Source organism: Pseudomonas pohangensis (assembly GCF_900105995.1).
Taxonomy (GTDB): Bacteria; Pseudomonadota; Gammaproteobacteria; order Pseudomonadales; family Pseudomonadaceae; genus Aquipseudomonas; species Aquipseudomonas pohangensis.
Window position 1 is genome coordinate 55,535 of sequence record NZ_LT629785.1, and the last position, 25,597, is coordinate 81,131.

At 53.3% G+C, this 25,597-nt stretch carries 16 protein-coding genes; 15 read left to right on the plus strand and 1 reads right to left on the minus strand.

All coding sequences use genetic code 11. The features are described from left to right. Positions 1-99 precede the first annotated feature (99 nt). From BLT89_RS00270 to BLT89_RS00290, 5 genes are all read left to right on the plus strand, one after another. The gene (locus tag BLT89_RS00270; RefSeq protein WP_090192541.1) at positions 100-357 is read left to right on the plus strand and encodes a hypothetical protein; all 258 of its coding nucleotides are present in this window, start codon (positions 100-102) and stop codon (positions 355-357) included. Continuing rightward, the gene (locus BLT89_RS00275) at positions 354-2,480 is read left to right on the plus strand and encodes a tetratricopeptide repeat protein (protein WP_090192542.1); all 2,127 of its coding nucleotides are present in this window, start codon (positions 354-356) and stop codon (positions 2,478-2,480) included. Before BLT89_RS00270 ends, BLT89_RS00275 begins: the two co-directional genes overlap by 4 nt. Beyond that, positions 2,481-2,834, plus strand: a complete 354-nt coding sequence (locus BLT89_RS00280) for a hypothetical protein (protein ID WP_090192543.1) — start codon at positions 2,481-2,483, stop codon at positions 2,832-2,834. Beyond that, complete coding sequence (locus BLT89_RS00285; protein ID WP_090192544.1) at positions 2,831-5,326, plus strand: Hsp70 family protein; 2,496 nt, start codon at positions 2,831-2,833, stop codon at positions 5,324-5,326. The genes BLT89_RS00280 and BLT89_RS00285 overlap by 4 nt, the downstream gene beginning before the upstream one ends. Before the next feature lie 67 nt (positions 5,327-5,393). Further along, positions 5,394-6,086: a hypothetical protein gene (locus BLT89_RS00290; protein WP_090192545.1), complete on the plus strand. Its 693-nt coding sequence runs from the start codon at positions 5,394-5,396 to the stop codon at positions 6,084-6,086. 39 nt (positions 6,087-6,125) lie between these two features. Here BLT89_RS00290 and BLT89_RS00295 read toward each other — a convergent pair whose 3' ends face one another. Further along, positions 6,126-11,258 (minus strand): RecQ family ATP-dependent DNA helicase, encoded by a 5,133-nt coding sequence (locus BLT89_RS00295; protein ID WP_090192546.1) that lies wholly within the window; start codon positions 11,256-11,258, stop codon positions 6,126-6,128. A 176-nt stretch (positions 11,259-11,434) separates the two neighbouring features. On the opposite strand from BLT89_RS00295, the gene mads1 reads away from it, so the two are divergent. The 10 genes from mads1 (at position 11,435) to BLT89_RS00345 (ending at position 25,593) form a co-directional block, all read left to right on the plus strand. Further along, positions 11,435-11,638 carry a methylation-associated defense system helix-turn-helix domain-containing protein MAD1 gene (gene mads1 / locus BLT89_RS00300; protein WP_090192547.1) on the plus strand — a complete coding sequence of 68 codons (204 nt, stop codon included), beginning with the start codon at positions 11,435-11,437 and terminating at the stop codon, positions 11,636-11,638. Positions 11,639-11,712: 74 nt separating this feature from the next. Continuing rightward, positions 11,713-12,510 (plus strand): hypothetical protein, encoded by a 798-nt coding sequence (locus BLT89_RS00305; protein WP_197673524.1) that lies wholly within the window; start codon positions 11,713-11,715, stop codon positions 12,508-12,510. Continuing rightward, complete coding sequence (locus tag BLT89_RS00310; RefSeq protein ID WP_090192549.1) at positions 12,500-13,063, plus strand: BREX protein BrxB domain-containing protein; 564 nt, start codon at positions 12,500-12,502, stop codon at positions 13,061-13,063. The genes BLT89_RS00305 and BLT89_RS00310 overlap by 11 nt, the downstream gene beginning before the upstream one ends. Positions 13,064-13,090: 27 nt before the next feature. Further along, entirely contained in the window at positions 13,091-16,552 is a 3,462-nt protein-coding gene (gene brxC / locus BLT89_RS00315; RefSeq protein ID WP_090192550.1) for a BREX system P-loop protein BrxC, read from the plus strand. Beyond that, entirely contained in the window at positions 16,549-19,935 is a 3,387-nt protein-coding gene (locus tag BLT89_RS00320; protein ID WP_090192551.1) for an Eco57I restriction-modification methylase domain-containing protein, read from the plus strand. Before brxC ends, BLT89_RS00320 begins: the two co-directional genes overlap by 4 nt. A 16-nt stretch (positions 19,936-19,951) precedes the next feature. Continuing rightward, on the plus strand, positions 19,952-20,179 hold the full coding sequence (locus tag BLT89_RS00325) for a hypothetical protein (RefSeq protein ID WP_090192552.1): 228 nt from the start codon (positions 19,952-19,954) through the stop codon (positions 20,177-20,179). 24 nt (positions 20,180-20,203) lie between these two features. Continuing rightward, positions 20,204-21,184: a hypothetical protein gene (locus BLT89_RS00330; RefSeq protein WP_090192553.1), complete on the plus strand. Its 981-nt coding sequence runs from the start codon at positions 20,204-20,206 to the stop codon at positions 21,182-21,184. A gap of 17 nt (positions 21,185-21,201) precedes the next feature. Further along, entirely contained in the window at positions 21,202-22,107 is a 906-nt protein-coding gene (locus BLT89_RS00335) for a hypothetical protein (protein ID WP_157718761.1), read from the plus strand. After that, positions 22,107-24,206, plus strand: a complete 2,100-nt coding sequence (locus BLT89_RS00340; RefSeq protein ID WP_090192555.1) for a RecQ family ATP-dependent DNA helicase — start codon at positions 22,107-22,109, stop codon at positions 24,204-24,206. Before BLT89_RS00335 ends, BLT89_RS00340 begins: the two co-directional genes overlap by 1 nt. Positions 24,207-24,216: 10 nt before the next feature. Continuing rightward, positions 24,217-25,593, plus strand: coding sequence for a DNA-processing protein DprA (locus BLT89_RS00345; RefSeq protein ID WP_090192556.1), 1,377 nt, complete (start codon positions 24,217-24,219; stop codon positions 25,591-25,593). Positions 25,594-25,597: the final 4 nt, after the last annotated feature.

Here is a 25,597-nt window from a genome sequence, read left to right on the forward strand (position 1 = left end):
CTTGTCATGAAAACACCGGCTGATGCTAACGCATTAGCCGCTTAACCTCTGCTGGTTTTGGTGGGTCAATACAATTATGGATTGAAGGATTAAACGTAGATGAAGATCACTACCGGCTGGCTTAAACCGCCGATGAAGGCGACAGGCCTTGATCATCTGGGAACACAAGCGCCCTGCGTGAAGATATACGGTCAACTGCTACCGGGTATCACCAATGTTACCGATCGGGGACGCTGTTATTCGCTCTATCCGTGGGTTGTTTGGTCCTATGACCAGCGGTTTCCAAAGGATGACTCCAACCGTTTTGTGTTGATGGATCTGGATTGGTCATCCATTTCTTTAAAAGGGGATAAATGATGCCGCAGAGCGTCGACGAGTTAATTGAGAAGGCTAAGGAGCAACGTGGGCGTAAACGCTATGAGGAGGCACTTGTTTCGTCTCTTGCCGCCGTCGAGCAAGACGCAGATAACGGACAAGCTTGGTGGCAAGTAGCATTGTGTCGGCAGGCTCTAGGCGATACTAAAAAGACCATCTTCGCTTTACGAAAGACTGTTGAACTGATACCGGGCGCCGGCAATGCCTGGGCGCGACTTGGGGATCTGCTACTGGAGAACGAGGAGTTCGAAGATGCACGGAGCGCTTTTGAGGAGGCGCTGCTCATAGACCCAGAGCAAACCACAGCGCTGGCAGGAATGTCCTCGATCTATAAAATTGAGGATGACAAGGATCAGGACGTTGAGGAGGTTTCCGTTCTTGAAAGGTTAGAAAGACTGTCGACCCTATCTGAGGTCCAGAGCAATCGCTTGGGAACACTTCACTATCGAAATGATCGTGCTTACGAGGCGATCCGCTGCTGGAAATTAGGAGAAGGGGAGCGATTCAATATCGGTCTCGCGTACAACACTGAAGCAATCTCTCAAGATGCGGATGCTATCGATATGTGGAGACTCTGCCTGAGGGATTCTCCAGACTGGGAGCGGCCAAAAGAGCGCATTTCGACCGTATTGCCGAGGCTTCTCCAACTTGCTTTAAAAGCTCGACAGCTAGGCGATACCATCCTCCCCGAGGAGCAATGGTTCGACCACTATATGAACCCTTTCCAACTGCTGAATGCTTTGGAGGTCGATGATCTTTCTGAGCTCGATCCTAAGGCAATTCAGAAGCTAAAAAAGATTCTGTTGCAGGAAATCGACCTAGAAGACGGTAGGGTTTCGTGGATGCCCGGCACCCTAATCGACAAATCTCGTGCGATTGGGCTTTGCGATGAGTTAAACGATGAAAAGAAAAAGGACTGGCACTGGCAGGTTTTCACTAACAAGCCTCTTTTGGGCTTCTTAACAATCGGAGCGCACGAACATTTTCTTGTAAATGCCAGTTTTTCTGAACTTGAAACCATCGACAGAATCGAGTGGGACGACGATTTTCTTGAATGGATGGGAAGGATTTTTGCTCTGCAACTTGATCGCATCCTGACCAAGGCAATCGAGCAGGGGAATGCAATTCTGGTCGAGTGCCTGCTTGATGGAAGGCGTTGGGTTCCAGACGCGATGGTTGACGAGTGTTTCAGATCGGCGCAGAGGGCTGTCGAGAGACTTGCTAATCCATTGCACGAATATTTGGCTAAAGCGGATTCGGTAAGGCCATCAGTAAGTGGTTTGGAAGCAATCCTAAAACGCGGGAATTTTCTGGTAATTATGAACTTACTACCTGCCTTTTTTGAGAAACAACAGAATGACGCAGTTCATTCTGTTCGAAGGCTTGCAGCGAAGGCGTTCAACGTTCACGAAGATATCGAGCTTTCTCGAGAAATCATTGAGCTAGCTAAGAAATTCAAGTTCCGTTCAGCCGACGCTAACCGGACTATTGAGGCTGACGTCGAGAGTATTGAGGTGTTGATTCGCCAGGAACGCAAGCACGAGGTGAGGCTAACCAAGGGTGGCGAAAGATGGGAAATCACCAAAAAAGGCGTCTTGCAGGGCAGTCGCCATATCGCTGCCGCCGATGTCACCGACACTCGATGGGGTGCTCTTATCACGAATCAGAATGGCGTTAAAGTCTGGGATTTCCTTATAGCATTCAAAGCAGTCGATGGGCGCAGTTTGGTCTTTAATTGGACTGCGAAAGGCAGCGAATCAGAGAAGAGTAATGAATTTTTCGGTCAGTTCATCGATGCCGCCATGCATTACATTTATCCCTCGCTGATTGAGAGAACGCAGGCCAAGCTAGCATCCGATGTTCCAATTAATATCGGTCCCTGCAAAATAGAGCGCCATGGTATCCGTTTCCAAGTCAAGGGATGGATATTTTCTGACGAACACTTCATACCTTGGCACAGGGTTAGCGTCCTAATGGATAACGGAGATCTAACTGTAAGTGACAATAGTTCCCCAAGGAAGCGAGTTTCGTTTTCGCTTAGGGAGACGAACAATGCGTATCTCCTCAAGATTTTAGCAACCATCAAGAACGGGGCAGAAGACTAAATGACACAAAAATATGTAGTAGAGATACCCAGGCTGTATCTCAGTATCTTGAATAATCTTTATGAGATCGAAAAGAAGCTCGCGATACATGGGGATGCTGGTAACGCTGCGAGAAATATCGAAAAAATGAAGGAATCACTCGCGGAAACGGGCATCTTTTATGAGGATCCGATGGGGCAGGAATTTAAGGAGACCCGCACTGATCTTGATGCAACAATCTCAGGCAGCGGCACCGAGCAACTCATCGTGGTTGAGGTAATCAAGCCAATCATCAGAACTGGAGAATCGACCTATTCCAGAGTGGTTCAAAAGGGAATAGTGATAGTCCAATCTAGGGAAGGGAGCAAGCAATGAGCAAAACCATTAACTTTGGGATTGATTTAGGAACGACGAATTCCCTTATTACGAAGTTCGACAAAGGGCATGTTGAGGTGTTTAAGAACCCCAACGGCTTCAAGGAATCTCTTCCTTCCGTTGTGGCGTTCCGCAACGACCGGATATTGGTAGGAGATCAGGCCCGCACATATGCGGAGAAGGATCCCAAGAGCGTGGCCAGTCGCTTCAAGCGGAAAATGGGTACTACCGAGACCTTGAAACTTAACGTGGGTTCCAAAACTCCTATCGAACTATCCGCCTTCGTCCTCAAGGAGCTCAAGAGCTTCGTACACTCGGGCGAGCAGGTCGAGGCGGCCGTTATCACCATCCCTGCCTCGTTCGACACTGTGCAGTCGAACGCAACCAAAGAGGCAGGGCTAGCAGCAGGTTTCAAGCAAGTTGTCCTACTCCAAGAACCTATTGCTGCCAGCCTTGCGTATGCCAACAAGGAGAAAAGCGTTGATCTGCGAAACTCCCAGTGGATGGTTTATGACCTTGGTGGCGGAACATTCGATGTGGCTCTTGTAAAGATCGTAGAAGGAGAGTTAACAGTTGTTGACCATGAGGGCGACAACTATCTTGGCGGCTCAGACTTTGACACCCTCCTGGTCGAAAGCGTGATAGTTCCTGAGATTTGCCGTCGTGGCAAATTTGGTGATTTGCTCTCAGAGATGAAAAGCGAGCGGGGCAAATACAACAAACTTTGGTATCGCCTCCTTTACGCAGCAGAAGCACTCAAAATTGAACTTTCCTCCAAGACATCTGCTGAAATCGATCTAGGGATGGTCAGTCTAGAGGACGATGACGGCAATCCTGTCGATTCGCTGCTAACTGTCACGCGCTCCGAGTTTGAGGAGGTCATCAAGGCGGCCATCGATGGCACCGCTGACATGATGAAAAAAATCCTGACACGGAATTCCCTTCGCTCGGAAGATCTGAAATTCGTCCTGATGGTTGGCGGTGGTGCCTATATTCCTTTCGTTCGCAAGCGAATTGAGGAGTTGCTAAACATTTCTGTCAACACGTCCATCGACCCCACGAATGCTATCGCTGTCGGCGCAGCCTGGTTTGCAGGAACTAAGGAGTTCGGGGCTGCCGGCAAGGCTTCTGATTCGCCAAAGAACTCCCGCAACCTCAAAATCAAGGCATCGTACGTCAAGAATACTCAAGAATCGGAGGAGATTTTCACAGCGAAATTTGATGGCGATATCTCGGGCCTATTCTATCGAATCACAAATGAAGACGGCTCGTTTGATAGCGGTCTCAAAGCCCTCTCTGGACGTATTTCCGAGGATTTACCGCTTCGAGAAGGGGCCTACAATCTTTTCAATTTTGCAGTTATGGATTCGGATAACAATCGGTTAGATATCGGCCTCGATTCTATCCAGATCGCGCAAGGTCGCTACAGTGTCGCTGGCCAGATGCTGCCAGAGGATTTAAGTCTGGTGGTTGACGACATAGCTAACAAGGACACTAGGCTTAAGCGGGTGTTCGCAAGGAACGGAGTTTTGCCAGCTAAGACGAAGAACTGCGTTGAGGTTGCCAAAACCATCATCAAAGGCTCTGATGACGAAATACGAGTCATGATCGTTGAGGGGCCATCTGAACGACACGCCTCAACGAATAAGCCAATTGGCGTCCTTTTGATTACCGGGAAGCAGATCAGTCGCGATTTGATTCGGGGCACGGAAATAGACCTGACGTTCGAAGTTTCCGAATCTAGGGATGTCACTATTTCGGCTTACCTAAACGGAACGGGACAGGAGTTCTCGCAGGTGTTTAAGGGCACGGACAGGCATGTCGACACCAAGATGCTTGCCGTCGATGTTTTGCAATTGGAGACTAAGATCCAGTCGGAAATCGAGGAGGCAGGGGCTAATGGCAATACCGATTCTGTTCAGGGGCTCGAAAAGCTTCTTTCCCAAGTCCAGGGACTTTTCTCCGAATGCGGCTCATTGTCACACGATGACGTTACAGACGACCGTTTTAAGTTGGAGGACAAGAAGCGCAAAATTGCCCAGGACGTTTTCGAGCTGACCTCTTCGAAGCGAGTTGACGCTGCCAAGACCGCCTATTTCGACGCAAAGTCGGAGCTTGCAGAATTAATTTCGGACAACGGGAACGATCGGGAGAAGCATCTTTTTCGTGAAATCGTTGCCCGTGAGCAAACCTTCGTAAATTCGTCTAACCCTGAGCGTATCGAGGCAGCGACTTCGGAGCTCAACACGCTTCAGTATGCCGTGCTGATGAGGATGCCCGACTTCCAGATGAACGTGTTTAAGCACTTAATGCAAAACAGTCACTCGATGAATGATCAGTTGCAGGCCAAGCAACTAATAGAGGCGGGTAAGCATCACATCGGAGAGCAGGACTGGGATGGCCTCGGAAGTGTTAACAGCAGGCTATGGGATCTGATGCCAGACGACGTTCGTGAGTCCGACGAAATGCGCCTCTATACGGGGATTATGTAGCAATCGTAGGGGGGGGCGCATGCCCCTTCTTTTATTCTGCTTCGAGTGTCGATGATAGGAAGGATTTATGGCATTTTTCGGGCTGTTCAAGTCAAAGCAGGAGCGGAGCATGGAGGGCATGTTCCAAAAAATGAACGATATGATTTTCCCAAACGGAGAAGCTGATGTAAGACGGGATTGCCAACGCGTGGATGCTTTAGTTAATGGAAAGATACAGCAGAACAAACTGAAGGGTTTTGTGTCTGGCTGCAAAGCGTTGCTTAAAATTAGCGAACTCGACTCTGACCACCGATTCGTAAGTAGTTTTATAACAAGATCAGAGGGTTGTATTTCCGCATCAGAAGCGTACTCGGTTTTTTCCTACCTTGAAGGAGAGGCAAATTTCTATGACACGATTGCGCTAGTCTCAGGAAAGGGTGTCGACGTTTCGGAGATGCTCGGCAACATGCCCTGGATCTACTCTGAGGGAACAACGGCTGACGAAATACCTGGTGGCTACGGGGCATTCGGTTTAGCTGTTTCGAATCCAATACCGACGATATCTGTTCGGGCGAGTAATTATTATCTGTCTAGACTGCGCCATCGTGGCCGGCCGGTTGAGTCCAAACGACTTGGCTCATTTTCAACAGATGCCACCCCCGGAAATGTTGACGGATATGTTCTGAGCGTTGCAGGTGAGTCCTTAGGGACTGTCTACATCTGCCCATATCACAAACGGATATCGAGAATTGCGCCACAAGGGTTCACGCTATCAGACTGAGTAGCCCTCCGGCCCCCATCATTTGAATTGGCGTTAGCTTTATTCTGATAAAGCTTTGAGACCTTGAATTCTAGGTATCACTACTTCCCAGCAGTCACATTTACAGGTTCTTCGAAACGACTCGTCACTATCTTCTGAAAACCGTGTAATGATAGCTGCCACCTCAATCACTTCTGGTTGAACACTCAGGCAGAACGATTTTGCGGTTCGACCGACAATTCTGCCTTGCCCATCTTTGAGCATATAAAGCTCACCCTCAGGGACTAGCTCCAGCGGATCGCCAGGACGCAACTGTCTGATAGCCTCATGAATTCCTGCTGTTGCAGGCTGGCGACCGGGGTAGCCGATATCTATGTCTTTCATGGAAAGGGTCAGATATTGGATATCGAGTGATGGATCGTATTCGCCTGAAGAGCTCTGGCGCTGGATGAAGCTGGACAGCGACTGGGTAAAGACATTTTGCTCAAACTCGCAAAGAGTCAGTGTTTCCTCAGCGCGCGTCATGCCAACGTAGTAAAGGCGGCGCTCTGCCTCTTGTTGATCTCTTCGCCAACCTCCATCCAGTAAAGTGACATGAGGGAACTCAAGACCTTTAGCGGAATGAACCGTGCCGAGATAAATGCCTTCGCGTACCTGCTGACGTATTTCCCTGGCGTAGTCATACAGCCAATCAATGATCGAGCTACTTGAAAGTTGACACTCGCCGAACTCTCCAATGAGCTGCTCGAAAGCAGTCTGAAAAAACTCATGCCACTCAGCATCTAATGCTAACGATTCAAGGCTCTTAAGGGCGTTGCCAGCATCCAGAGTAAGGCTGTTATGTCTGCGTAAATGATCAATAACCTGGATGTAGGCGCGTTGTCGGGTAATCGGAAGTGCGTTTCCTTTATCCGCGGCGAGAAAGTAAGGCACCGCATTTTGTTCACACCATGCCTGGATTGGCAGCAGGTATCGATGCTCTCGAGAGAGAATCGCGAAGTCACGCCACTCCAGTGCATTGTCCAATTTCTTTAAACGAAGTACTTCGGCCAGCACAGCTTGTGCCTGAATATTCCCCGACTCATTGTTATTGCTGGCTATCTGCAAGCAAAGCACTCGGCCCTTTCGGAATTCATCGATGGCCTGCCATCGCCCGCCAGGATCGTTTTTCGTGCGAGCTTTGTTAATTCTGATCGGGTGCTCAGCTTTGAGTCGCGCACGGTTATTCCCAATCAGTAGATTTGCTGCGGCAATGATCAGCTCCGTGGACCTGAAGTTCTCCACCAGGTAACTGGCATCAGCGCCGTACTCTTCGCGGTACCGCTCGATGTATTGATTGCTGCCACCGCGCCATTGATAGATATTCTGGTCATCATCGCCCACCGCCAAAATGCACAAATCGTCATCATTTTCACTGTGGCGCTTAGCTAGTGCGGACACCAGGTTGTATTGCCGGCTATCGATATCCTGATATTCGTCGACCAGAATATAGCGATACCCGCTAAGCAATTTTTCCCTTAGGTCATCCTCACCTTCTGCCTGAAGATTCCCGTTAAGCAGCTGGGTGGCTTTTTCAAGCAATCCGTCGAGCTCACCTTCCTCAAGCTTTTCGCGCTGCGCGAAGCTCACGCCAGTCAGACGCATCGCCATGGCGTGATAGGTCAAAACCGTGAGTCCGTATGCGTCTGCGCCCACCAGCGTAATCAAGCGTCGCCGAATCTCATTGGCGGCATGGCGGTTGAAGGTCAGAGCAATGATGCTACTGGCGGGCATGCGTTTTACCCGCAACAGATAAGCAATACGGTGAACAATAACCCGTGTCTTACCCGAACCAGGCCCAGCCAGAATCAGCCGATTTCGGTCATCTGGGTCAGTAACGATAAGTTTTTGTGGGGCATTGAGTTCATCAATGATGGATCGCCAAGAAGCTTCGCTGGTTGCCAGTTTTAGTACGTCTTCTTTACCCGCGAAGTACAGCTTTAAAAAGTCTTGTTTGTGATCTGAGAAGTAATGCATCACCAACCGTAAAGCTTCGGCCATTTCCTTAAGAGCAATTTCGGCATATTCACGCATCACGTGAACCTGGATTCTCTTTTCCCGGTAGTGCTCATCCAGTTTAGAAAAGTCTTCTTTGGTGAAGCGCTGACCTGATTTATCAGGGTTTACTTCGATGGCCATGGCACGCCGCATCACCGTCATGCCGTGGTTGAGGGTGACGATTTCTTGCTGATGCAAATAGAGCAGCACGTGCTCTATGGCTTTCTTTCTTTGCTCTGGCTTGATTCTGGTTCGCAGCTCCAGATCAGATTCAATCAGTTTCACCAAACCGCCAAAGGTTGTTTCTACCAGCAGATCTTTTCCTTTGGCACTGTTTGGAAGCTTGGCGATTAAATATGGCACCACCACCGCAGCAACCGCGCGTCGGCTAGCGCCCTGACTCTGTACTTGAGGCCAGGTGTAATTATCGCGAATACGTAGCTTGTAGTTATCGCCTTGGATATGGCGCAGTTCAAAACAGCTACGTTGAGCGCTATCCCCATCACGGTCTTGAGCAAGACTGCGTAACAGGCGACTCAGATGGAACGGAAGTAAGTCTTGCTGGCCGGTCTTGTCTCTAAGCTCAGCACTAATGAGCCTCAAGTTAACGTCTTGCCATCCGCCCTGATCCGCGTCGGGCGACCGCAGGCGCAGTTCACTAAACAGCTCGTCCTCAAGCTGGAGCGAGCGTGCCAGTCGCTCTGTAGTAGAACCGCTGATGGCATGGCGAAGGTAGATCGTCAGTTGTGAGTCGTTTTCCAGCAAGCCAAGCTGTTCAAGTTGCTTGAGTGTGCTGCTGATCTCCTCCTGATTTTGCCCCGTGAGCCGCATGAGCTCATCAGTATTGATGCGCTCATCGGCTTCGGCACTGTAGAGAAAGTGCAAGATTGCGCGAAACTCTTCCAGCCGCCGCTCCGGTAGATTTGCCTTCCTTAGTTTTGCATCGGCATCTTCTTGCTTAAGGCAAAGACGAGCAGGAAAGACCTTGGTATGGTTTTCTTCCCGGCTGAGGTACTCGCCACGCTCAAGCCAGGCAATAGCGGTAACCACTTTAGTTTCTGCGTCACGATCATCCGCTTCAAACGTGGTGTTTACCGACTCATCCTGAAGAATCTCGCCTGCCGTGATTACCAGATCGCCATCTTTGCGCCGGGTAGCCTCAAACCGGATTTTTCGCAGAATTTGCTGCAGATCCTGCAGGCTGAGCTTGGATTTCTCAGTCAAGCCAAACTGCGTTTCGATGTCTTGCGGGTCATACAGCAAGACACATTTTGCTTGATGCTGATCACGACCAGCTCGGCCTGCCTCTTGCAGATAATTCTCAAGCGATCCGGGAATGTTGGCATGCACCACCAGCCTCACGTCCGGCTTGTCCACGCCCATGCCAAAGGCATTGGTAGCCACAATCACGCGCAGTTGGCCGGCCTTGAAGTCATCCTGGATGTCTTTCTTTTCATGCGGCTGGAGCCCTGCATGAAAGAAGCGGCAGGCCCAGCCTTGCTTGATTAGAAACTCTGCAAGTTCTTCAGCGTTCTTGCGGCTGGACACGAAAACAACAGCGCCACCGTCTTGATGATTTAACGCGTTCTCAAGCAGCAGATGGGTGCGCTGCCATTTTTCGTTCGTTTCGGTGGGCAGTACCTCAAAGTGGAGATTGTTGCGCTCGGGTGAGCCAATGAAGGTAATGAAACGTATGCCCAGTACCTGATTGAAATGCTGCTGGATATCTTCGAGAACATCCAGCTTTGCTGTAGCGGTAAAGCAGCCGATTGGGGCTATCGGACCGGCACCACTGAATTCCCGGATGAAGCGTGCTGCGTAGAGATAGTCCGGTCGAAAATCATTACCCCACTTGGATAGGCAGTGCGCCTCATCGAAAATCCATGAGCCTATTTGCCGGTTCTTGATCGCGTTGCGAAAGGCTTTGTTGCGGAACTGTTCAGGAGACACCAGCAGAATTCCGATATCACCCATCTGGATTTTCTCCAGCACTTCGGCGCGTTCGGGCATGGTCAACAGGCCGTTCAAAGCAGCCGCACAATGGACGTTACTTGCGATCATCCCATCCACTTGATCCTTCATCAGGGATTGCAGAGGCGAGATAATGACTGTGAGGCTTCCGTTGCGGTGATAACGATTCAGAGCCGGTAACTGGTAGCAGATTGACTTCCCGCCTCCAGTGGCCAGCACGGCAAGCACTGACTTTCCCTGCATACCTGCCAGCACAATATTGAATTGGGCGCTGTTGCCATCGGCTTCGTAGCGGAAGTCATCGAAATTGAAGTAATGCTTTAGTTCCAGTCGAGGGTCGTGAACGCTTTTGCAGTATTGGCAGTCCGTGTCGCCACACGGGATATCTCGCAGCTCTTTAATCAGCTGGTTTACGGCTGGAAACTGGTAGCGAACCCAAGGTGCCAGCACGGAGTTGCCACCGGAAACTCTTAACCACGCCAGTGCATAAGCAATTGGCCAATGCATGTCTGCAACATCCAGGTCTGTTTGGACTAGTGTGCTCAGGCGTGTACGGCAAACTTTCAAATCGCGTACAAGCGAGGGGTCAGTTTCCTTAACCAGGGTAGGGAGTATTTCCCTGAGCCTCTCTCGGTCCACGGGTGGCTTACCACTCATGGCCAGAAAGAAATTACCAAGCCCTGCACCAACCTGGCTGGTTGCTAGCGCCTGGTAGCAGGTCAGCTCTTCAGGGTGATTTTCAGCCAGGTTTGCAAAAGCATGATGCTGATCTTGAAACAGGGTGAGTGTCGATTTGCAGTCAGAAAGAGGGGAGTTCAGGCTGTCCCGGATCAGCTTGTAGTCTTTTATAAGCCGATGGTACGGGTTCTGGGGAAATGCCAAAGGTGACAGTCGCAAGGTATCTATAACGGGCAAGCTGAGCAGCTTCAGGTGTGGCGCAGCTTCACGCAGCAAAGGCAAATCATGTGCAATCAGGTTGTGCCCGAGCAGAAAACTGGCGCCCTCGGCCATTTCATCCAAGCGCTCTAGCGCTTCGCTTAGCTGATTTTTGACTTTTAACTCTAGCTCTTCGCCTGTGTCAGGCCGCAGAGCACCGATCATGAAAATCTTGGCCGCTCGATTGGGCTCTTCAGGCAACACCTCAAGGTCAATAACTAAACATTTTGGCTGAGGTGCCTGAGCCATTTCCAGGGCGTCCTTGTTCTGTCAATACGATAAGTGCCGACTTTATCCTCGGCAGCGATAAGGTTATATATCAATGGTGCTGATACAGGTCAGCTTCATCAGGAAAAACCCATCAAACCCTATCAAACCATACTAAAACAGCTAAGATCCAAGACAAATTTACGCTGGAAATACTCATGACCGATCGCTGGCTCAGTGTTGACGAAATTACCGAACACCTCGGTGTCAGCAAAGACACTATTTATACCTGGATTGCCAAGCGGCAAATGCCTGCTCACAAAGTTGGGCGTTTGTGGAAATTCCAAAAAGGCGAGGTGGATACCTGGGTTAAAGCGGGTGGCGCCAGTGAGGATTCGCAGCAGGTGCAAGATGACAATTAAGGAATTATTAAAAATGAATCGGAACTTGTGGCTCGCTTGTGCCTGTTTTCTTGGTTGCGCTTGGAGGCTAGCTAGTGACCCGCTCTGAAGAGGCTCTTACCTCGCTGGGCTTTCGCTTTGGCATTAATGGTCCTCACGCTGCTCGGACGATGATGATCGACGATCTCAAACAGCTCCTGGAGCATGTTCCGATAGAGGCAGAGCAGGGGGCATATGCTCAGGCTGTTATCGAGGAAAATATGCTGGGAAAGCCCACTAAAAAGGCACGCGAGCTTTCCTATAGGCATTTGACCGCGCTGTATGGGCTTAATCAGAGCAACCCGCTATTTCGCGCACTCAGGCGGTTGTGGCGCCAAGATACTGCGGCCCAGCCTCTGCTGGCTCTTGCTGTGGCCATGGCACGTGACCCCCTGCTACGAGCAACGCAGAAATTTGTTCTTGATCAGTCACTGGGCATGCATCAACCCCGTGAAGCGGTAGAAGAGTTGTTGGCCGGTCAGAACCCGGACCGTTTCAGCCCGGCGTCGTTGAAGTCATTTGCACAGAACATTGCCGGTACCTGGACCTCGGCGGGTTACTTCTCTGGCCGAAACCGCAAAACACGCATAGCTCCGGATGTGCGTCCCGAGAACGTAGCTATGTGCCTGTTTCTAGGTTACCTCGAGGGACGATCTGGCCAAGCGCTGTTTCATTCAAGCTGGATGCAGCTTTTGGCTTTACCGCTAGAGGAACTTGAGCGGCTAGCTAATGCGGCGGCGCATCGCGGTGAAATCGTCTTCATGAATGCTGGTGGCGTGAAGGAAGTACGTTTTCCTGACTATCTCACCCCGGACGAAGAACAAACTCGCCAGGAGCTAGGGCATGACCTCTAAAGTCACCAAGTTGGTTTCCGGCTACCGGCAGCACCTCACAGTGCCCTGGCAAGCCGGTTTGGCGGCCATCCAGCGCGTGATTTTTGCCGTCTATGACAAGGCCGATGAATTACGCCTGCGAGCCAATATTGAGGAATTTGCCCTGGTTACGCAGCAGGCGGGTAAGCACTGGTATTTGATCGACTTGACCAATGCCTTTCCCGAGTGGATGGCTGCTCAGGAATACCGCGAAGCCTACTTTGAAAGCCCTGAAGACTTGGCCGGTTACCAGTCCGGTGAGCTTGTTGAGTTCACGGCTGCACTCATTGAAAGACTCAAGCAGGAAATTTCAACCCAGGCCAATGACAACACCGTTGTAGCCTTGCTTGGCGTCGGCGCTTTGTTTGGCTTGGCACGGGTTTCCGCCGTGGTTGAAGGTCTCAAGGATGATATTCCCGGTCGCTTGCTGGTGTTCTTTCCCGGTGAGCACCACCCTGAAAATCATACCTACCGCTTATTGGACGCCCGCGACGGCTGGAATTACCTCGCCGTTCCGCTTCTGGCAAATGATTAATTAGAAAAATCGAGAATAAGGATTGCCATGTTAAATCGTGAAATCTACAACAAGGCGCCCCAGGACAATCGCCTGGCCAACAATGGTGTTGCTGAAGTCTCGGAAGATCACTCCGAAGCGGCACAATCGATTCTGCGCTACGAGCTGGAATCCTTTGTTTGCGATGGCCAGTATGAAAAAGGCCTGGAAACCATTTTCGACAAGTTTCTACTCAACCTGGACTCAAAAAACGTGCAGCCGGGTGTGTGGATATCTGGCTTCTATGGCAGCGGTAAATCCCACCTGGCCAAAATGCTGCGCACCCTCTGGACCGACCACACCTTTGCCGATGGTGCCTCTGCGCGCAGCATTGCCAAGCTGCCTACCAGTGTCGTTGAGCATTTGCAGGAGCTCTCTACCCAAGGCAAGCGCCATGGCGGGTTGCATGCCGCTGCAGGCAAGCTCGGTGCAGGCGCAGGCGACAAAGTGCGGTTGGCGCTATTGGGTATCATCTTCAAGTCCAAGGATCTGCCCGAGCAATATAACCAGGCACAGTTTGTCCTGTGGTTAAAGAACGAAGGGCTGCTACCTGCCATTGAAACCGAGCTAAAAACCGCCGGCCGCAGCTTGGCTCAAGAACTTCCGCATATGTACGTCTCCAGCCATCTGGCCAAAGCGCTCCTTAAGGCGAGGCCCGAACTCGCGCATACCGAGCAAGACGTTCGCAAGCTGCTCAAAGAGCAATTTCCGCAAGTCACGGACATCAGCAGCGAGCAGATGGAACACGCTATTGAGTCAGCCCTGTCTAATGGGGGTGAGTTCCCGCTGACGCTGATCGTGCTCGATGAGGTGCAGCAATATATCGGCTCAGACGCCGAAAAAGCCTTTCAGGTTCAGGAAGTGACGGAGACCTTGTCCAACCACTTCAATGGCAAGGTGTTGTTTGTCGCTACCGGCCAATCAGCGCTCTCCAGCATGCCCAACCTGCAACGGTTGCTGGGCCGTTTTCCGGTGCAAGTAATGCTCGGCGACTGGGATGTAGAAAACGTCACCCGACAGATCATTTTGGCGAAGAAGCCTTCTGCGCAGCCTGAGCTGGAAAGCATCTGGCGCGATAATCTTGGAGAGATCTCCCGGCACCTGCGCGGCACTAAACTCGAACACGTGACCGATGACGAGGCGGTCATGACCTCTGACTACCCATTGCTGCCTGTGCGCCGGCGTTTCTGGGAGCGCGTGCTACGGACCATTGATACCACGGGCACCGTGTCCCAGCTGCGAAGCCAGTTACGCGTAGTGCATGAAGCCGTACTGGCAACCGCTAACGATCCCGTCGGGCATGTGGTTTCAGGCGATTTTCTTTACGACCAGATTGCCGCCAGCCTGGTGTCAACGGCGCAGCTACCCAAAGAGGTTTTTGAAAACGTCCAGCGTTTTGCGGCAGGCGATAGTGACGCCAAACTTAAAGCCAGCGTGCTTAAGCTGATCTTCCTGATCAACAAGATGCCTGCCGATGCTGCGTTGGATATTGGCCTTAAGGCTACCGAAGATGCGCTGGCCGATCTGCTGGTCACCGATCTTTCCGCTGGCTCCAGCGAGTTGCGCAAACGCCTCCCGGCCCTGCTGGATGAATTGCAGAGCAAAGACCGCCTGGTCATGGCACTGGCAGGAAGTAGCGGCACTGAGTACCGCCTGCAAACCCGTGAATCCAGCACCTGGTACGACGAGTTTCGCGCACAGGAAGCCCAGCTTAAATCTGCTCCTCAGATTGTTGAGCAAAAGCGTGCGGATCTGCTGAAAAGCCGTTTGGCCGAAGTGATGAGAAAAGTTCGCGTGGTCCAGGGCAAGGACAACGTTGAGCGCCGGCTCACGCCATGCTACGACGACACCTTGCCAAAGGATCATGACAAGAATCTATATCTATGGATTCAAGATGGTTGGCAAACCGAGGAAAAGTCCGTCATTGCCGAGGCTAAGGCAAAAAGTGCCGATAACCCGACGCTGTTTGCCTTTTTGCCGGCCCAGCATAAAAGCGAACTGAACAATGCCATCGTGTCCCTGGAGGCTGCACGTACCACCTTGCAAAACAAAGGCAGCCCATCCACGGAGGAAGGGCGTGACGCCCAGCGCTCTATGGAAAGCCGGCAACGCACCGCCGAGAAAGAGCTGGTAGCTCTGCTCGATAAACTGATTGCCGGTGTGCGGGTTTTCCAGGCCGGTGGGCAGGAGGCGCTTGATGGCAACGACTTGGCTGAACGGATCAACCGTGCGGCTAAATCTTCGGCGATTCGACTCTACAGCCAGTTCGATATTGCTGACCACGCGCAGTGGAGCAAAGTGCTGGAAGAAGCCCGCAAGGGCAACCTTGAAGCCATGAAGGCCGTTGGTCATACCCAAGAGACAGACAAACACCCCGTTTGCCAAAAATTGCTGACCTTTATCGGCTCCTGGAAGAAAGGTTCGGAAATCCGCGATAACTTCGAGGCACCGCCTTTTGGCTGGCCACGTGATGCCATTGACGGGGCCTTGCTGGCACTGCTGGCAGCGGGCCATCTGAAAGCAAGCGACGCGGCGAACAAACCAGTGGATGTAAAAACTCTGGATCGCGCCAAGCTCACCCAGACCCAGTTCCAGCGCGAATCCATAACCATTACGCCGCCGCAGCTGATCAAGATCCGCCAGCTATTCACCACCATAGGCGTTCCTTGTCAGCCTAAAGAAGAACTCCTGAAAGTGCCTGTGCTGGTTGCCAGGCTCCGCGAGCAGGCTGCAAAAGCTGGCGGCAGTGCCCCGGCACCTGCAGCCCCAAACCCGGAGGTGCTGAATGCCATTGAAGGGCAATCGGGTAATGGGCAATTGCTTGAGTTGTTCAACCGCGCGGATGAGTTGGCCGCGCTATCCAGTACTTGGGTCACAACAGCCGAGGCCATTACCAAACGTCAGTCGGCATGGCTCAAGCTGGCAGCTTTGCTCAGGCATGCTAAAAATCTTGGCCCTTATGCCGGCCTTAAGGCCGAAGCAGATTCCATTGAAGCCCAGCGCAGTCTGCTTGCCGAACCGGATCCGGTTCGACCGCTGCTCGATAAGGTAGTTGATCTGTTACGTACCTCGCTCAATGCCAAGGTCAATGCCTATCAACAAACACACGCTACCCAGCAGGCGCAGCTGGAGGCAGATGCTGACTGGAAAAAACTCAGCGAGGCGCAGCGAGCCACCCTGGTTTCAGCCCATAGCCTGACTCCTCAAGCACCGGTCGCAACGGCAACCCTGGATGAAATCCAGGATGCCCTGGATGATTGCGACCTCGACCATTGGGTTTCCAAAGCCCAGGCGTTGCCAAGCCGCTTTGATGCCGCCAGACATGCGGCGGTAGAACTACTCAAACCCAATGTGGTGCGAGTGAACATCCCACGCCGAACGCTCAATGATGCAGCCGAGCTACAAGCCTGGCTGACTGAAGTCGAGCAGCTCCTGACCGAAAAACTCAAACAAGGTCCGGTGGCGCTATGAGTAACCAGCCATTAGGCAAAGCCCAGCGCACCCAACTGGAAAATACGGTCAAAGCCGCCCGCGAAGTGGCAGAGAAGGGTGCTCGCGCTGCGCTGGCCCAGCTGGCTGTGGCGGAAGGCAAGGCTCCGGATTACCTGACCGACGAGCTCAAAGCCCTGCGCCGCCGCTTGCGTGCCCACGGCCGTGCGCTGGGGGACACGAAAGCCAAGGACGATACCCAGGGCGTTCAGCATTTATTGTGGGAAGTCTCCTACGAGCATTGGCACCGCATGTTGTTTGCCCGCTTTCTGGCCGAGAACGGTTTGCTGATGTGGGAGCCCGGCGCGCCGGTGTCGCTGGACGATTGCCGCGATATGGTAGACAACCACCCGGACATGGCGCTGGGTGCCAAGAGTCATTGGGAGCTTGCAGGTAAATTGGCTGCGCGCATGTTGCCGCAGGTATTCAAACCCAATCACCCGGTGTTTGAACTGTCCTTCGCCCCCGAGCATCAGCGCGAGCTGGAACGCCTGCTGGCGGCACTACCGCCTGAAGTGTTCCAGGCCAGCGACAGCCTGGGTTGGGTTTACCAGTTCTGGCAGGCCAAGCGTAAAGACGAGGTCAATGCTTCCGAAGTAAAGATTGGTGCCGACGAGTTGCCCGCGGTCACCCAGCTCTTCACCGAGCCTTACATGGTGGACTTCCTGCTGCATAACTCGCTAGGCGCGTGGTGGGTGACGCGCCACCCCGGCCAGACCTGCCCCGTGCCGCTGACCTACCTGCGCACACTGGACGACGGCACGCCCGCCGCCGGCAAGTTCGAAGGCTGGCCCGACAGCCTGCAGGACTTCAAGTTGCTCGATCCCTGCTGCGGTTCCGGGCACTTCCTGGTGGCAGCCTTCCTGCTGCTGGTGCCGATGCGCATGGCCGACGAAGGGCTGAGCGCAATGGACGCCGTGGACGCCGTGCTCACCGATAACCTGCACGGGCTGGAGCTGGACGCACGCTGTGTGGAAATCGCTGTCTTTGCGCTGGCTTTAGCAGCGTGGCGCTTCCCAAGCGAGAGCGGCGACCCGCTGGGCGTGCGCGCTGAGATGCCTTCACCAAATATTGCCTGTTGCGGCCTGAAGGTGGCGGCCAGCGCTAAAGACTGGGAAACCCTGGTGCCTGATAGCGTGGCCAATGCCGATTATCTGCGCCAGGAGTTGCGCCTGTTGCACAGCACTTTTGCCCAGGCACCGCTGCTCGGTAGCTTGCTCGACCCCGCCAAAAGTCTGAAGAACGACTTGGCGACCTCCAGCTTTGACACGCTGAAAGCGCTGTTAGAACGGGCACTGTCTACAGAGACACCGGCCACGCTGTGGGGCGCGGGAAACGAGTTGAACGACGACGCCTGGGATTTAGCGCTAACGGCACGTGGCTTGCTCGAAGCGGCGCGGTTGCTGGATGGCCGCTATCACCTGGTTATCACTAATGTGCCTTACCTGGCGCGTGGCAAACAGCACGACACGCTCAAGACCTACTGTGAAACGCACTATCCGGAGGCCAAGAACGACTTGGCTAACGTCTTTCTGGAGCGCTGCCTGGAACTCAGTCACGACCAAGGCACAGGCGTGGTGCAAATCGTCATGCCGCAGAACTGGCTGTTCCTCGGTAGCTACAAAAAGCAGCGCGAATCGCTGCTCAAGCGCGTGCAGTGGAATCTGCTGGCGCGGCTTGGCGAAGGCGGCTTCGACAGCCCTCAGGCAGCGGGAGCGTTCATTATCCTGCTCACCCAGACTCACGCCCTGGCGCCCGAGGATTTTCAGCTGTGTGGCATAGATGCCAGCGCACCCAAGGCGGCGCAGGAAAAGGCGGTGCTGCTGCGCGAAGGGGAAGTGGTAACGGTCAGCCAGAAGGGGCAGTTGGGAAACCCGGATGCTCGGATTGCTCTTTCGGATGTTACCGGCGAAGAGCTGCTTTCGGGATACGCAAGTTCCTTTCTCGGGCTTGGTACAGGTGATTTTGAGAGATTCGGACGGGTCTTCTGGGAACTTGGAGAGGCTTTACCTCAGGGATGGAGCCGCCTCCAATGCTCACCTACGGCTGCTGGCGATTACGAAGGCTTGTCGCATTTGGTTGCATGGGATTTTGAAGAGATGCGCGTACGAGGCATGGACTCTCTGCAAAGGGATCGCATTCACAACCAAGACCAAAGTGGGCAGCAGGCGTGGGGCAATGCAGGGGTAGCCGTATCGCTCATGCGTGACCTGAAGGCTTCATTTTTCTCTGGTCAGAGATATGATAAATCTCTAGCTGTTCTTGTGCCGAAGAAGCGTGAGCAACTCGACGCGGTTTGGGCATTTTGTTCAGCACCGGAGTTCAATGAGTCGGTCCGCCAAATTGAACAATCAGTAATTGTTGCCAATGGGGCGCTCGTAAAAGTTCCCTTCGACCTCGCGCACTGGCAACAAGTCGCCGCTGAACGCTACCCCAACGGCCTTCCTAAGCCGTACTCCGACGACCCGACCCAATGGCTGTTTCACGGCCACCCGCAGCCCGCCACCGACACGCTGCAAGTAGCAGTTGCCCGCCTAGCAGGCTACCGCTGGCCGGCTGAAACAGATACAGCGATGGAATTGGCAGACGAGGCCCGTACCTGGATTGCCCGCTGCGACAAGCTGTCTGAGCACACTGATGATGACGGCATCGTTTGTCTGCCTTCGGTGCGGGGCGAGCCTGCCGCACACGACCGTCTGCTCAAGCTGCTGATTGCCGCCTGGGAAACGGTGCAGTCCGGTAGCTGGAAGCCCGCTGTTCTCGACAAATTGCTGGCCGATGCCGATTGCGCTGGCAAGGGACTCGACGTTTGGCTGCGAGAAAAGTTCTTTGAGCAGCACGCCAAGCGTTTCCAGCATCGCCCCTTCATCTGGCATGTGTGGGACGGCCTGAAAGACGGCTTTGCTGCGCTGGTGAACTACCACCAGCTTGACGACAAGAACCTGGAGCGCCTTATCCATACCTATCTGGGTGACTGGATTCGCCAGCAGGAGGCCGGTGTGCGTGATGGCGTCGATGGCGCGCAACCTCGCCTGTCCGCAGCCCAGGATCTCAAGCGCCGCCTGGAACGTATTCTCCAGGGCGAAGCCCCTTACGACATCTTCGTGCGTTGGAAACCACTAGCCGAACAACCCATCGGCTGGAACCCCGACCTCAACGACGGCGTGCGCCTGAACATCCGCCCCTTCATGACCGCCGAGGTGCTGCGCCACAACAAGAAACCCAAGCTAAACATCAAGTGGGACAAAGACCGCGGCAAGGACGTGACAACCGCCCCGTGGTACCCGGTGTTTGAGGGTGAACGTATTAACGACCATCACTTGACCCTGGCCGAAAAACGCCAGGCCAGGCATTCAAATTCCTGACAGCGAGGAAGTCCCTATGTTTGAAAGCGTTACGCAAAGTGAGTTGCGCTCGCAGATGGAACAGCATCTGTTGATGCTGGAAGAGGTGTTGGGCGGTATGGATATTTTCGTCCGCCGCTTGGAGCTGCGCATTACGCGCATTGAAGAGGGGCTTGGCCTGGAACCCGAGGGCATTTGTGCATCTGGCTGGGTGGCCGATCTCCAACGGCTCAAGGCGGACGTTGCCCGGCTGCGGGGCCAATAGATTGAAAGCGTCTCTGGGGTACTTATGAGCCGACTGCATGAGCTGAGCATCAGGTACTCCGGTACCGATTCCGAGCCGGATGGTGAAGCGTTTTATCGGGCCTTTACGCGCTACATAAAAACGAACAGGGAGTCGCTCTTTGACATCGCTTTGACGGCCTCTACTGCGGAGATCTTTCTGGACTCTGATAGCAGCGTCATAAACCCACGTTTGCTGGAAGCCATAACCGCGACCAACCCTTCGTTGACGCAAGACAGACTGTTCGGCCTGGACGCCGATGCGCTGCAGGGTGCGATCAATACCGCTAAAGGCAAATATTTCGAGTACCTGGTTGTTGATCGATTGAATGCGGGCGAACAGGTTGGGCCTGTGGTGCTTCCTGATGGTTATCACGCGGAACTGGCTCAATCGATGACCCAGCCAGGGTGGGATCTTCGCATTGTAGATAGTGACGGTATCGCGGCCGAATTTTTACAACTCAAGGCCACCGACAGCATTGGATACATTCAGCAAGCGTTGTCGCGCTATCCCGACATACAAATCCTGGCTACCGAGGAAGTGGGTAGTAGCGGTTTGGTTCTGGACAGCGGTATAGCCGAGGCGGATTTGCGCGAGCAGGTAGCCGGGGCGGTCGATCAGTTGGATGAGTCGGTACTCGAGCAGTTTCTCGACTATTTCAGCCCTTTGCTGCCTCTGGTAGCGATTGCCAGTTGGGAAGGCTACAAGATCTCGCTGGGGCAGCAGTCACTTGATGAGTTCAAGTTGGCTATTGCCCGGCGTGGACAGCGGATCGTGGCTACAAATTTTGTGGGTGCTGCTGTTTACGCATTGGACGGTGGCGTTCTGACAGTACCGGCAGCGATTATGGGTGGTTTGATCTTTGATCGAACGATCAACCAGACCGCAATCATGGCTTCGTATAAGCAACATGCAGATCGCATGCTGGCCTTTAGGCTAGACCAACAAGGTCGGGAAATTTCGTCGGAGGCAGCATGGGGGTTCTAAGTTGGCTGGCTAATGGATTGAGCACCATTATTGGTGCTGTGATTGAAACGACTGTTGAAGTGATAGGCGCGATACGTGACGGCCTTGATTCGTTTCGGCAACGCGGTGGTTCTGTGGGTTCGGCCATGGAAAAGGAAGTAGTCACACGCAAGGAGCGATTGCGAGAGGTAAATGACGAAATCCTCCATCTGCGCAACAAGAATATGAGTCGGGGCAGCCTGAATGACGAGGATCGTCGTCGCTGGAATGGCCTGCGTGAAGAGCGTGACCACCTGCTGGTTGAGTCTGCTCAGGCTAAAGAGGTAAAGGTTGCTGAGACGATCCTCGCCAACGAGGACAACATCGAGAAAGTTTTGATTGATCGGGAGACGACCCACAAGCTGCAGTACAACGCCTTTGTCGACACACTGGGCAAAAACTGCCCCAAGTGTAAGCGGTCAATGAAATTACAGTGGCGGCGAGACCTCAAGGTTCCCGACCCCCATGATTTCTTTTGGGGCTGCACCGGCTGGTATATATCCGTTGGGGATCATAAAGCCTGCACGTGGACGGAACCTCTGCGGTCGGAAGACTTTGCTTTGATGACGGACGTCTCGGCTCCTGAATTTTCGCTGACCTCGGATGAGTTTGGAATCATCCTTTCTGACCCTTTTACCCAAGGGATTATTGATACCCGCCTAAAGGATTTACAGAGTGATCTGGGTAGCCAACGAAAGGGTGTAGAACTTGTAACTTGCCCAGAGCATGGAGAGCACATGGTTTTGCGGCGCAAGACTAACCCTACGGGATTATTGGATGCCTATTTTCTGGCGTGCCCCTATTGGAAGCCGAATAACCAAGGCTGTGCCTATTTTGAAAAGCTGAAAAGTGCCCCTCAGTTGGCTGCATTGCTCAAGTCTGAAACTGGTCGAGGTGTTCTCTGATGGCTTCTCGAGATCAGGCAAGGGCGTATTTGCAGCAGGCGATGGGCAACACCAGCATTGATTTCCGTGACGGCCAGTGGGAAGCCATTGACCATATTGTGAATCGACACGGCAAGGTGCTTTGCGTCCAGCGCACTGGCTGGGGCAAGAGCATGGTGTATTTCGTTGCATCCAAACTCCTGCGCGCCGGCGGGGGTGGCGTCACACTGATCATTTCGCCGCTGCTGGCCTTGATGCGAAACCAGATTGAGGCGGCCGAGCGCCTGGGTTTGCGGGCGCTGACGGTCAACTCGACCAACAGGGATGACTGGGATAGGGTGCGCAATGAACTGTTGGCTAATCGCGTTGACCTGCTGCTGATTTCTCCAGAACGCTTGGCTAACGACGAGTTTGTCGGTGGCACACTGCAACCCATCGCCTCACGTATTGGCTTATTGGTAATTGACGAAGCGCACTGCATTTCTGACTGGGGTCATGATTTCCGTCCGGACTATCGTCGCATTGGACAGATTCTGACGCGTTTACCAGAAAACATTGCGGTGCTAGCCACTACGGCAACTGCCAATCTCCGCGTTGAGAAGGATGTTTCTGCACAACTGGGTGGCCTCGTGGCTGTTCAGCGAGGGCCGCTGATACGAGCAAGTCTCGCCCTTCAGAGCATGCGCCTGCCAGGGCCTGCCGAGCGACTGGCCTGGTTGGCCGGCCAGATTCCGCATCTGGAAGGTAGCGGCATCATCTATACGTTAACCACACGTGATGCCGACCGGGTGGCGCACTGGCTGCGCATGAATCGAATAGATGCTCACTCCTACCATGCCGGGATCTCGGATGAGGAGCGGCAAGCCCTTGAACAGGCACTGCTGAGTAATCAGATCAAGTGCCTCGTGGCCACCAGCGCCCTGGGCATGGGCTACGACAAGCCGGATTTGTACTTTGTCATTCACTACCAAACCCCGGGCAACGTAGTGGCCTATTACCAGCAGGTAGGCCGAGCGGGACGGGCTATACCTGTCGCCTATGGTGTGCTGCTGTCCGGGGAAGAGGAAGATGACATTAACGAATATTTTCGTGACTCAGCGTTCCCCCCGGAGTCGCAGGTGCAAAGCATTCTGGGTGCATTGGAAGACGCCGATGCTGGTTTGAAGGTCCGTGCTCTTGAACAGGCGATTAACCTTCGGCAGTCGCAAATTGAGAAAGTGTTGAAGTTGTTGGTGGTTGAACCCCTGTCACCGGTGCTGAAAATCGATAGTACTTGGTACCGTACTTCAAACCCCTATCAACTCGATCATCGGCGTATTGCTCATCTCACCCATCAGCGTGAGGAGGAGTGGGCGCAGATGCAGCGCTACCTCGCAAACGAAAGCTGCTTGATGCAGTTTCTAGCCGAAGCGTTGGATGACCCGGAGGCGCGGCCCTGCGGTCGGTGTGCAGTATGCTTGGGGCGTCCGGTACTGCCCGTGGAGATTGATCGGACTTTATTGATACGTGCACAGCAATACGTCAAGCATAGCGAAACGCGCTTGGAATTGAAAAAGCAGTGGGACATCGGTGCCTTACGGCAGTATCAAGCAAGGTTTGGTTGGCAGGGGTCGAATATTCCCCAGCACTTGCGCGGCGAGGAGGGGCGGATACTGTCCCGTTGGGCTGAGCCGGTTTGGGGCGAACTGGTTGCCGATGGCAAGTCGATGGGGTATTTCGATCAGGAACTTGTTGATGCCTCTGTAGAGCTTATCCAGCAACGCTGGCCGGAAGCATCAGCTGCCCGCTGGGTTACCTGCATTCCCTCCAAGCGTAATCCTAGGTTAGTAGCAGACTTTGCAGCTCGATTGGCTGAGGCATTGGGCATTCCTTTTCGACCAGTCATTGAGAAAGTCATTGAAACTGAACCTCAAAAGTTCATGGAAAATCGCTTCCATCAGTGCCACAACCTGGACGGCGCATTTGCCATTCAGAGCGCTGAGGACCTTAGTGCACCTGTCTTGTTGATTGATGATGTAGTCGATTCAGCCTGGACTTTAACCTTGGCGACGGCCTTACTGCGGCAGGCGGGTACAGCCGCAGTTTTCCCATTTGCGCTGGCGACTACGGCCACGAAGTAAAGAGAATCATATGAGCCACCAGGCATTGAGTGCGGATACTGAAGTTGTTCTTTTGTTATGTGGGCGTTTTGGCGGGGAGTCGCAAGAGTCTTTCCAACCGCTTGCGCCCGGCGAATACAGCAAGCTGGCCGTCTGGCTTAACTCCCGTGGATTGCGTCCTGCAGACATGTTGACAGGCGTCGGGCGTGACCAATTGAAGGATCTTCACGAGCCCAAGCTTGAACAAGCTCGTATCGAGTTTCTTCTGCAGCGCGGCACTGCCATGGCCTTGGCTCTGGAGCGCTGGAGTCGGGGTGGTTTGTGGGTGATCTCACGAGGCGATCAGGATTATCCGACCCGCTTGAGACGTCACCTGAAGCAAGCAGCCCCGCCACTCCTGTATGGGGCGGGGCATAAGAGTCTGCTGGATAGCGGGGGCCTGGCCATTATTGGCTCGCGTGATGCCAGCCATGCAGCGCTTGAGTTTACCCGTGACATTGCAGCCAAGTGTGTTCGAGAGGGTATGGCTGTTATTTCCGGTGGTGCTCGCGGCGTTGACTCTGCTGCGATGCAGGGTGCAACTGAGGCGGATGGCGTCACCATAGGGGTGTTGGCTAGCGATTTGTTGAAGTTGAGTCTCAATAAACAAAATCGCACGGGGCTCCAGAGTGGACGTCTAGTGCTGCTGTCTCCGTTCTACCCCGAGGCTAGCTTCAATAAAGGAAATGCCATGGGCCGCAATAGGTATATCTATGCGCTGTCGGATCAGGCGTTGGTAATCGATACGGCGCTTGCCAGCGGAGGTACCTGGGCCGGTGCAATAGAAAATCTGAAGCAGAACTGGGTTCCGCTTTATGTCAGGACCCCAGGCGAGGGCCCGGGTAATGCTGCGCTTGCGAAGAAAGGCGCGATTCCTTTCGAGATATCACCGAGTGATAGCGAGAGCCTCACAGACTTTTTTGCTCGGAATCCCCTTTATTCTAAAGAGTTAGCTGATCTCGGAGATGTGCAGCAGTCATTGCTGAGCTCCATCAATGAAGCCGCGATGGAAGACAGCGCGGCTACCCCGATCAAAGCTGAAGAGGCTCCAGTCATATGTAAAGAGCTGGAGCCTACTGCCGAATTACCAGAGCCAGAAAGCGAAAAGGAAATCCCGTCCTCTGTCGGGGCTCAGGAAGGGTCAGTGATTCATGATCCGTCACAGGACATGTTCGAATATTTCCTCGGAAGGTTGAGCCAGCTATTTGTAGAAGAGAGCTTTACCGAGGAGGATATTTCCGCACAGCTGGGCCTCGAAAAATCTCAAGCAAAAGCCTGGCTTAACAAAGCCGCAGACGCCGGGCGAATTCTCAAGCAGAAGAAGCCGGTGCGTTACTCATTAATGCGTCAGGCTTCGTTGCTTGATTGAGGGT

Coding starts and splice junctions, on each gene's coding strand:
- BLT89_RS00270 (WP_090192541.1), top strand. CDS start 100: ATGAAGATCACTACCGGCTGGCTTAAACCGCCGATGAAGGCGACAGGC.
- brxC (WP_090192550.1), top strand. CDS start 13,091: ATGTTAAATCGTGAAATCTACAACAAGGCGCCCCAGGACAATCGCCTG.
- BLT89_RS00320 (WP_090192551.1), top strand. CDS start 16,549: ATGAGTAACCAGCCATTAGGCAAAGCCCAGCGCACCCAACTGGAAAAT.
- BLT89_RS00310 (WP_090192549.1), top strand. CDS start 12,500: ATGACCTCTAAAGTCACCAAGTTGGTTTCCGGCTACCGGCAGCACCTC.
- BLT89_RS00275 (WP_090192542.1), top strand. CDS start 354: ATGATGCCGCAGAGCGTCGACGAGTTAATTGAGAAGGCTAAGGAGCAA.
- BLT89_RS00345 (WP_090192556.1), top strand. CDS start 24,217: ATGAGCCACCAGGCATTGAGTGCGGATACTGAAGTTGTTCTTTTGTTA.
- BLT89_RS00290 (WP_090192545.1), top strand. CDS start 5,394: ATGGCATTTTTCGGGCTGTTCAAGTCAAAGCAGGAGCGGAGCATGGAG.
- mads1 (WP_090192547.1), top strand. CDS start 11,435: ATGACCGATCGCTGGCTCAGTGTTGACGAAATTACCGAACACCTCGGT.
- BLT89_RS00340 (WP_090192555.1), top strand. CDS start 22,107: ATGGCTTCTCGAGATCAGGCAAGGGCGTATTTGCAGCAGGCGATGGGC.
- BLT89_RS00330 (WP_090192553.1), top strand. CDS start 20,204: ATGAGCCGACTGCATGAGCTGAGCATCAGGTACTCCGGTACCGATTCC.
- BLT89_RS00285 (WP_090192544.1), top strand. CDS start 2,831: ATGAGCAAAACCATTAACTTTGGGATTGATTTAGGAACGACGAATTCC.
- BLT89_RS00280 (WP_090192543.1), top strand. CDS start 2,481: ATGACACAAAAATATGTAGTAGAGATACCCAGGCTGTATCTCAGTATC.
- BLT89_RS00295 (WP_090192546.1), bottom strand. CDS start 11,258: ATGGCTCAGGCACCTCAGCCAAAATGTTTAGTTATTGACCTTGAGGTG.
- BLT89_RS00325 (WP_090192552.1), top strand. CDS start 19,952: ATGTTTGAAAGCGTTACGCAAAGTGAGTTGCGCTCGCAGATGGAACAG.